This window comes from Streptomyces sp. FH025, assembly GCF_017427025.1.
Lineage (GTDB): Bacteria > Actinomycetota > Actinomycetes > Streptomycetales > Streptomycetaceae > Kitasatospora.
The window spans coordinates 1-9,343 of record NZ_JAFLNG010000287.1; the positions used below are offsets into that span (position 1 = coordinate 1).

A 9,343-nucleotide genomic window follows, 5' to 3' on the forward strand; every position below is an offset into this window, starting at 1 on the left:
GGCGACGGAATTGCGCACAGCCACTTCTGCGCAGGAAGTCGACCGGGCCGACTTCCTGCGCAGAAGCAGGGGAGAGTTCTAACAAGATTAGATCTTTTTGGGATCAATTCAGTTCCTGTCCCCAACATGCCCAGAGTTAGAACAGGACACTGAACTTCGATGCAAGCCTTGAAGCCCGGCACGGCTAGTTAATGCGAGAGGTCCCCCGAATTAGACGTCACTCATTTTTCATATTTGCAGAGCCCGAGGCTCAGGCGCCCGGCCAATCAAGCCAGATCAAGAGCACGGCAATTCAATGGCCTCCTTGAGGCGCTGGCGGACAACAAACGGGCCGATGACCAGCGCATCCAATCCACACCTGCTAAATGTGCGCACGGCGTCCTGGGGTGTGCACACGATTGGCTCGTCCGCGCCGTTGAACGAGGTGTTGAGCACTACGGGCAACCCGGACAACCGCTTGAATTCTCGGACGAGCCGCCAAAGATGAGGATTGGTCTCCTGGCCGATGGTCTGGACACGCGCCGATCCATCCATGTGGACGACGGCAGGAATCTCGTTCCGTCGTTCCGGGCGCACAGGCGCTGTGGCGAGCATGTACGGGTAGACCAACGCGCCAGCCGGAGAGAGGTCGAAGTACTCGTCGGCGCACTCTGCCAGAACCGCTGGCGCGAATGGGCGGAACGCCTCGCGCTGCTTGATCATGGCGTTGATCCGTACTGCCGTCTCGGGCGAGCGGGGTGAGGCGAGGATGCTGCGGGCGCCGAGCGCGCGCGGTCCGAACTCCATACGGCCCTGGAACCAGCCGATCACCTGCTCTGCGTGTAGCAGCCTCGCCGCCTCCTGGTGGGGGTCGGTAGTACGCCTCACCTCGTAGCGGCCCGCTGGAAGGCTGCTGAGGGCCTTCTCGATGGCATCGATGCCGAACGCGGGGCCGAGGAAGGCATTGTGGAGCGGCAGCCGCTCCTTGGATGCACCCGCGATCAGCGCGGCCCCGATGGAGGTCCCGGCGTCGCCGGCCGCAGGCTGGATGAAGACCTGGTCGAAGCGTCCGGAGTTGATGATCGCCGCGTTGGCGACGCAGTTCAGCGCGACGCCTCCGGCGAGGCAGAGCGTTCTGCGTGGCATCAGCCGTTGGGCGTGGGCGATGTAGGCGCCGACCAGCCGTTCGTGGAGGGACTGGAGGGCGTGGGCGATGTCGCGGTGGCGGTCGGTGATCTCGTCGCCGGGATTCCTTGATGGGCCGAGGAGTTCGGTCAGGGCGGGGCTGCAGAGGGTGCGGTTGCGGCTGGGCCTGCGGTGGTGGTCGAAGTAGCGGAGATCCAGGCGCAAGCGGCCGGTGTCGGCGTCGAACTTGGCTAGTTGAGCGAGTCGTTCGGTGTAGGTGTCGCTGCCGTAGGCGGCCAGGCCCATGACCTTGTACTCGTCGCTCTGCGGACGGAACCCCAGGTAGCGGGTGAGCGCGCTGTACAGGTAGCCGAATGAGTGCGGGTAGGTGATGTGGTGACGCCTGATCAGCTGCCCGTCGATGCCCTCGAAGATGACGGCAGTCTCGTACTCGCCCCGTCCGTCGAGCGTGACGACGAGCGCGTCTTCGAACGGGGAGACGTGGTACGCGCTGGCCGCGTGCGCCCGGTGGTGGGGCACGGGTATGAGCGGCAGGTTCTTCGGCAAGAGGCCGCTGCTGCGGATGGTGGCCGGCAGTCGTCGGCGCTTGCGGTACTTGTCGAGGTCGGAGAGCAGGGACCCGATGGATGCCGGTGTGCCGTGGCGGAGGTTGGAGGGGGCCAGGAGCAGGTGGAGCTTCGGGTCCACGAACAGGGCCACTTGGTCGAGGTCGTCAGCGCGGGCTCCCACCAGGTCCAGACACGCCTGGATCGCGCGCTCGGGGAACACCTTGGTGTTCTTGATCCGGTTCAGGCGCTCCTCTTCGACGGCGGCGGCCACCGTTCCGTTGTGAACGATGGCCGCCGCCGCGTCGTGGGTGCCGAAGTTCAGCCCCAGCGTCAGGGTCAATCCCGCCTGCCGATCCATTCCTGTCCGCCCATGTAGGGCCGGAGCGCCTTGGGGATGTAGATCGTGCCGTCCGCCTGAACGTGGTTCTCCAGGATGGCCAGTGCGGCACGGTCCGTGATGCCGGTGGAGGAGATGGTGTGCGGGAGCACGGTCTTGCCGTCGCCGTCCTTGAACCGGATCTTGAAGCGGCGGGACTGGTAGTCCCACAGGTTCGAGTTGGAGTGCGTCTCGCGGTACAGGCCGAAGGACGGGAACCACGCCTCGGTGTCGTACTTCTTGTAGGTGGGCGCGCCCATGTCGCCCAGGCACACGCGCACGACGCGGTAGGGCAGTTCGAGGCCGTCGAGGATGTCCTCCACGTTGCGCTGGCACTCGTTGAGCCAGTGCTCGGACTGGTTTGGGTGGCACAGGACGATCTGCTCGACCTTGTGGAACTGGTGCGCGCGGAAGCCACCGCGGTTCGTCCGGCCCGCCGCGCCGGCCTCGGTGCGGAAACACGGGGAGAACGCGGCCACCCGGATCGGCAGCTCCTCGGGGTCGAGGATGGTGTCGCCGTAGAAGCCGATCAGGGTCTGCTCGGTGGTGCCGATCAGGGAGAGATCAGTGCCCTGTACGCGGTACAGCTGGTCCTCGAAGAACGGCAGGAAGCCGGTACCGAAGAACGTACGCTCGCGCGCCATCAGCGGGGTCATCATCGGGGAGAATCCGCGCTGGACCAGCAAGTCCTGGACGTAGGAGAACATCGCCCAGGCGAGGCGGGCACCGTCGCCCTTCCAGTAGTAGAAGCCGGAGCCGGAGACCTCGGCAGCACGCTTGAGGTCGAAGATGCCCAGGCGCTCGCCGATGACCTCGTGGGCGCGGGCCTCGTCGGTCGGCTCCGGGAGGCCGACGGTCCGCAGCTCGACGTTGCCTTCGTCGTCATCACCCGAAGGGGTGTCGTCCGGGAAGATGTTCGGCACCCGGACCCACAGGTCGTCGCGCTCGGCCTGGAGGTCGCGGACTCGGTCGTTGGCGGCCTGGAGGCGGCTCTTGAGGTCGCGGGCGGCCTCGATGTCGGCGCCCTTGCCCAGCTTCTTCTGCTGCGCGCGCAGCTCCTCGGCCTGGGTTTGCTCCTGGCGGAGTTCGCCATCCACCTCGATCAGGCGGTCGACGTTGACGTCGGAGCCCTTCGCCCGTGCGGTACGACGCACGAGGTCGGGGTCGGTTCGCAACAGGGCAATGTCAATCACGGAAGTTCTCTCCTTGGGGTTCCGGTCGGGTCAGTGTAGGGAGAACTGGACCTTGATCGTTCCGAGTTACGGACAGTGTCGATCACCTCGTTGACGTGTTCGGGGGTGGACATGGTCACCGCGAGGGCGGCGACGCGCGGGTCGTTCAGTGCCCATGCCAGTGGTAGGAGCCGCGCACGGGCTGTGGTGGCGAGCGGGTTCACCAGCGCCCCCCGATTGAGCGGCGACATGCCGATGAATGTTTTGCCGGCCCTCCTGATCTGAGCGAGGTGCGCGTAAGCCCAGGGCGAGGTCAGGTGGTACTGAGTGGCGACGGCGCTGATCGCCTCCACCTGGAGTGCGGCGGCCAGCGCCTGGGGACCGTGGCAATACGCGTACACCGCATCGACTCGGCCCGACGCGAAGGCCACCCGGGCGCCGTTGCGGAAGAAGCCGGCGAGCACTCGCGGTTTGTGCAGCAGGTCCGTGTGCTGGGTGCGCTTGAGGTCGATTTCGAGTACGAGCGCGTTGATCCTGGAGACGCCGAGCTGGCCGGTGGAGACTTCGATGGCGGAGTGAATACGCGCTTCTAGGTCGCCGCGAAGCGGGCACTCGGCCTTGACGAGATGACGTAGTCCGTCGACCGGCCCGATCTCTTCCAACACCTCACGGACGGCCCACTGGGTGTCGAGGTTGGGGTTCGAGTGGATCAGCCGGACGCCGGACTGGAGCGCCGTGCGCAGTGCGGCCATGCCGGGGCCTGACTCCTTCTGCGGGAGCAGGCGGCCGGCCACGAAGGTGGATGTGCCGAAGCACAGGCGCTCCAGTCCCACGCTCACGCCGTCTTCCCGCCTTCCATCTGCTCACGGGTGAGGATGGTGCGGAAGTGCGCGATGGTCTTCTGCTCGCCGACGACCTTGTCGAAGCGCAGTTCGCCGAGCTGGTCGCGGTAGTGCTTGCGGTTGGGGTTGTCGATGTCGAACTGCTCGCTGTCGCGGTAGCCGGTCAGGCGCTTGAAGGTCTCCCGCTTCTCGTCGAGGGACATCCCCCAGAGGACGGGCGGGTTCTTCTGGCTGATGCAGATCGTCGCCATGCCGTTGGGGCTGATGCGGAGCTTCCAACAGCCCCCGCACGGGTAGTCCCAGGAAAACATCGCCAGCACGGCGACCTTCACCCCGGTGTCGCCGATCTCGTAGTAGTTGTAGCTGGGGTTGTCGCCCTCGATCCCCTCGCGCCGCACCGGGTTGAGCTCCCCGGCCTTGGCGAGGGAGTCGAGGATGGCCGACTCCTCCACGAACTGGTTCTTCCAGAAGGCTTCGCCCTCGGCGCCGAGCTGGGCCGGGTTCGAGGGGAAGAACTGGTTCAGCTTGATCGCCAACTGCCCGGCCCCACCGCTGGTGTTGAGGCTGCGGGCGTAGTCGATGAAGGCCGGCAGCTCGTGCAGGGTGTCGCGCATGGTGACGCACGAGATCTTGGTGAGCGTGGGCAGCAGTTCGACGGAACGCTCGATGCTGCGGAGGGTGTCGCTGTGGAAGCCTCGGCGGGTGATGAAGAGGTTCCGCTGTTCGTCGAGGGTGTCGATGCTGATGATCGCCCGGGTGAGGCCGGCGTCGATCGCGTCCTCGATGATGTGGTGCAGCCGGTAACCATTGGTCGTGACGATCTGCTGCGTGAAGCCGATCTCCTTCGCGGCTTGGAGCAGGTCCACGAAGTCCCGGCGCACGGTCGGCTCGCCGCCCGTGTAGTGGACCCGCGTGAACCCGATGTCGTGCGCCGCCTGGAGGACTTCGATGGCCTCCTCCAGCGACGGCTGGACGATGACGCCCTGCTTGCCCTCCGGCAGGCAGTACTGGCAGCGGATGTTGCAGCGGGACGTGATTCCGAAACGGAGGTTCCACTTGCGCATTCCCGGCGAGTACCGGTTGTCCATCACCTGCATGGTGTTTCTGCCTTTCGGTCGTCGGGTCGGTCTGCATGTGCGCCTCGCGATGGGTCGTCTGGCATCAACTCCCCTTCCAGATAGTTGAGTTACTGGACTTGGTGAGCGCCCTCGCTACCCGGTGCGCGAATCGCGGGGGCCTGGATCTCGCGGTGGGGATGCGAGGGCGCTCGGAGTGGTCAGCACCGTGGGGGAACTCGGTGCCGGCCGCTCGACTGTGGGCCCGCTGGGGGTGGGCGTTCCTCGGGTCAGAGTTCGCGGAGGGCGACCAGGGTGCGGGCCACCACCAACGGCGTGTCCCTGTAGGACCGTCCGGCCGCGTACTTGTTGTCGGCGCTGCGGCCTGGCCCGGCGTCGTCGTTCCTGAACCCGGGGTCTCGGCCACCGGTCCGCAGCTCCGACCACACGACCTTGCCGGCGGACTCGGGAGGGTAGTAGTAGCCCCACTTTTCGCTCAGCGCCTCAACCAGGAAGACGCCCCGGCCGCTTTCCGCGTCCTCTCCCACCGCTTTGACCACCGGCGGACGACGGTCGTTGTCGTGCACGAGGATGAACAGGCGCTCGCGTTCGAGCCAGAGGGTCAGGGTGACCGTTCGCACCGGTGACAGCGGCGAATACGGGGAGACTTCCTCGTCGGCGCGCGTGTGCCGTATGGCGTTGGTGATCAGCTCGGACACGATGAGCCGGGCCGTGTCGATGATGTCGGGCGGAGCTTGCCAACTGTGGAGCACGTCAGCGGCGTGGCGCCGCGCCCACCCGACCGCGTTCGGGGTGTCGGCCAGCGCCAACTGGCTGAAGCCGGAGCGTGCTTGTGACACGGGGTGTCCTCCCAGGTCGGGAGCTGCTTGGAGGTGAAGGCTCGCCGCGCGGTTCTCGCCTGCCCCGTTCGAGAGGTGCAGGCCGTGAGCTGTCCAGCCGGAAGCCAACGTTGTGTGACTAGGCTGGCGCTGAAGGTGACCAGGCCGGTACGTCCTGACACTGCCCCGGCACTGAACTTTCACCGAACTTCGGTGTCCCACCGGCTGGAACCGTGCCCCGCTCTCCAGGGCCAATGCCATGCTTGGCGCCATGGCCGAACTGAACGGAAGCCCGATCAGCCTGGACCACCTCCAGGCCCTTGCCCTGACGAACTACGGGCACTTCACCTCGATCCGTGTGGAGGACGGCCACGTACGCGGCCTCTCCCTCCACCTGGCGCGCCTGGCCCGTGACTGCCGCGCCGTCTTCGATACCGACCTCGACCTCGACCGTGTCCGGGACTTCGCCCGTGGCGCCGCGCCGTCCTCCGGGGCTTGCGTGGTGAGGGTGACGGTCTTCGACCCCGCTCTCGACCTCGGCCACGTCGGAAGCGACGCCCACCCCCACGTTCTGGTGACCACCCGTCCGGCCGGGTCGCTTCCCCTTCCCGCCATGCGCGTTCAGTCCGTGGTCTACACCCGCGACATGCCGGCCGTGAAGAGCGTCGGCCTCTTCGGTTCGCTCCGCCACCGCCGCAACGCCCAACGGGCGGGCTTCGACGACGCTCTCTTCACCGATGCCGAGTCCGTGATCTCCGAGGGCGGCACCTGGAACGTCGGCTTCGTCAAGGGAGATCAGGTCGTCTGGCCGGATGCCGACTGCCTGGTCGGCACCACGATGGAACTGCTGCGCCAGGCCCACCCGTCGGCGACCGCGACCGTTCGACTTGCCGACCTCGCCGACTTTGATGCCGCATTCGCCACCAACATCGGCATCGGCGTCCGAGCGATCAGCGCGGTCGACGGCGTGACCTTCCCGGAGACGCACCCCATAGTCGAACAGCTCCGCAAGGAGTACACGGAACTCCCAGTCGATCTACTCTAGTTGCCCCCAGCGGCAGGAGCGCTGGGGGCGATAGCTGTGGGGTGGAGGGCCGCGTTGGCGACCGTAGAGGTATGGACCGGCGTCGAGGTCAAGGCACTTCGGCAAGCGAAGCGAATGAGCATCGAGGCTTTCGCTACTCACCTCGGAGTGAGCGACCGTATGGTGTCGAAGTGGGAGGCCAGAGGCGATGGCATCACGCCCCGGCCGGTGAATCAGGCAGCTCTGGACACCTCTCTGGCCGCGTCCGGCCCAGAAGTCCATGAACGCTTCGTCCGGTTGACCGGTGCCTCGGACGCCGTCCTCTCCGACCAACGCGCGGAGACCGAGCACGCGTTGCCCCGGCAGCACCAGATCAGACACCACGGCGACGGCAAACAGATGGCCCTGGTCGAAGCCGGGGTGTTTCTCGCCGGCCCCGAGAAGACACCGGTCTGGCTGCCGGACTTCTACATCGACGTCTTCCCGGTCACGAACTCGGACTTCTCCCGCTTCATCGCAGCCACCGGACACCCGCCACCCCGCCACTGGCCCAAGGGGAAGTGCCCGGACGGACTGTTCGACCACCCCGTCGTGTTCGTCACCTGGCATGACGCCGCCGCGTATGCGCTCTGGGCAGGCAAACTGTTGCCGACCAGCCAGCAGTGGGAGAAGGCCGCCCGAGGGCCTCGTGGAGACGTGTATCCCTGGGGCGATCAGCCGACTCCCGCGAAGTGCAACAGTCGGGAGAGCGGCATCGGCCGGACGACGCCAGTCAGCCGGTTCCACAGTGGCGTCAGCGCATATGGCGTCTACGACTTGTGCGGCAACATCTGGGAGTGGTGCAACAGCGAGTCCGAGCCAGGACGGCGCGAACTCAAGGGCGGCGCTTTCACCAGCCCTTTCGCACGGGCGACGCCGTCCGCATTCAACGATGCCGACACGACCATGCTCGACGATGACACCGGCTTCCGATGCTCCTTCGTGGACGGCGAACGGAGCTGATCAGGCACACGGCGACGGCCCAACATGGGGGTAGCCGATCTGTTGCCGGTCAGCGCCCTGTAGGGAACTCGCCCGCGCGGACGCCGGTGATGAAGGCTGTCCAGGCGTCGGCGGTGAAGAGGAGGGAAGGCCCGCGCGGGTCCTTGGAGTCGCGGACGGGAAGCACCCCCGAGAACCCGTCCGCGACCTCGATGCACTCGTTGTCGGGGCCGCTGAAAGAGCTCTTGCGCCATACGGCAGCGGAGAGGTCTGGGGTTTGGGTCATGCACCAAGCTCCTTGATCGACGTGATCAATTCCAGGGATTCCGCAGGTGGCAGCGCCTTGGTACGGACATCGTTCCAGAGCCCCAAGTACGTCTCCACCTCGCTTGCGCCCTCAAGCCACATGGAACCCGACGGGTTGTCCAGCAGGACGACGTCCATTGCGGCTTCGGACGGGAATCCGAGGATCACGTACGGTCCGGCCATGCTGGCGTGTGCACCGACACTGAACGGAATCACCTGGATGGTCACGTTCGGCATGGACGCGGAATTCGCCAGGTGCGCGAGCTGATCCCTCATGACAGCGGCTCCGCCGACCTGCTGCCGCAAAGCACCTTCGGCCAGCACGACCGAGAGGGACAGTGGCGGATCGGCCGTCAATCGCTGTTGCCTCATCAGGCGGACAGCGACGAACTGTTCGACCTCTTCGGGCTGCTGCCAGCGAAGACTCGCGGCGGTGAGGGCACGCGCATAGTCGGGCGTCTGCAACAGAGCCGGGATCATCTGACTTTGGAAGGTGCGTACCGACGATGCGACCGCCTCCAGTGCGATGAAGTCACGGTAGGTGTCCGCGAGCACATGGCCGTACTCGCTCCACCAGCCACTCCCGCGCCGCCGCTTGTTGGCCGTGCGGGCCAGCTCGGAGAGGCGCTCGTGGACGGCCGGGTCATCGACGCCGTACAGCTGGAGCATCGCGGTGAGATCCGGCATCCGAACAGGGCTACGGCCGTTCTCGATGCGCGAGATCTTGCCCTTGGTGCAGTCCAGCGCTTCGGCAACCACGCTGGTGCTCAGGCCCGCACGCTCCCGCATGCCGCGCAGCTCGTCCCCCAGCTGCCGTCCCAGCACGGTGGATGGCGCACTCGCCACGTTGTCCGCTCGCATGCAACCTCCCCTGATCGGCAGTCAGTCTGCGCTCACGGTAACCGCGTCGGCAATCTCAGGCCGTCGCATCTTTTCTTCAGGCAACGTTGCGGATGATCTTAAGGCAAGTGCATGCTACGTGATGTAGCGAGTGCATCCACGGAGTGTGATCAATGTGGGGCGCGCTACCGGGCATCCCCATGCCTTGATCCGTCACCGGGCGACTTCCGCCCGG

Annotated in this window: 9 protein-coding genes; 2 read left to right on the forward strand and 7 right to left on the reverse strand. The window is 66.2% G+C overall.

Translation table 11 applies throughout. From position 1 onward, the window contains the following. Positions 1-276 precede the first annotated feature (276 nt). From J0670_RS20550 to J0670_RS20570, 5 genes are all read right to left on the reverse strand, one after another. Entirely contained in the window at positions 277-2,013 is a 1,737-nt protein-coding gene (locus J0670_RS20550) for a carbamoyltransferase C-terminal domain-containing protein (protein ID WP_207813101.1), read from the reverse strand. After that, positions 2,010-3,242 (reverse strand): serine--tRNA ligase, encoded by a 1,233-nt coding sequence (serS, locus tag J0670_RS20555; RefSeq protein WP_207813102.1) that lies wholly within the window; start codon positions 3,240-3,242, stop codon positions 2,010-2,012. The genes J0670_RS20550 and serS overlap by 4 nt, the downstream gene beginning before the upstream one ends. Further along, positions 3,239-4,060: a hypothetical protein gene (locus tag J0670_RS20560; RefSeq protein WP_207813103.1), complete on the reverse strand. Its 822-nt coding sequence runs from the start codon at positions 4,058-4,060 to the stop codon at positions 3,239-3,241. The genes serS and J0670_RS20560 overlap by 4 nt, the downstream gene beginning before the upstream one ends. Next, positions 4,057-5,151 (reverse strand): radical SAM protein, encoded by a 1,095-nt coding sequence (locus J0670_RS20565; RefSeq protein ID WP_207813104.1) that lies wholly within the window; start codon positions 5,149-5,151, stop codon positions 4,057-4,059. The genes J0670_RS20560 and J0670_RS20565 overlap by 4 nt, the downstream gene beginning before the upstream one ends. A 257-nt stretch (positions 5,152-5,408) precedes the next feature. After that, the gene (locus tag J0670_RS20570) at positions 5,409-5,978 is read right to left on the reverse strand and encodes an ATP-binding protein (RefSeq protein ID WP_307806612.1); all 570 of its coding nucleotides are present in this window, start codon (positions 5,976-5,978) and stop codon (positions 5,409-5,411) included. 250 nt (positions 5,979-6,228) lie between these two features. Between J0670_RS20570 and J0670_RS20575 the strand changes: the two genes are divergently transcribed. After that, entirely contained in the window at positions 6,229-7,002 is a 774-nt protein-coding gene (locus J0670_RS20575) for an aminotransferase class IV family protein (RefSeq protein ID WP_207813106.1), read from the forward strand. A 54-nt stretch (positions 7,003-7,056) separates the two neighbouring features. After that, entirely contained in the window at positions 7,057-7,983 is a 927-nt protein-coding gene (locus J0670_RS20580; protein ID WP_243437286.1) for an SUMF1/EgtB/PvdO family nonheme iron enzyme, read from the forward strand. Positions 7,984-8,032: 49 nt separating this feature from the next. Here J0670_RS20580 and J0670_RS20585 read toward each other — a convergent pair whose 3' ends face one another. Then, positions 8,033-8,248, reverse strand: coding sequence for a DUF397 domain-containing protein (locus J0670_RS20585; protein WP_207813107.1), 216 nt, complete (start codon positions 8,246-8,248; stop codon positions 8,033-8,035). Next, on the reverse strand, positions 8,245-9,129 hold the full coding sequence (locus tag J0670_RS20590) for a helix-turn-helix transcriptional regulator (RefSeq protein WP_207813108.1): 885 nt from the start codon (positions 9,127-9,129) through the stop codon (positions 8,245-8,247). The genes J0670_RS20585 and J0670_RS20590 overlap by 4 nt, the downstream gene beginning before the upstream one ends. Positions 9,130-9,343: the final 214 nt, after the last annotated feature.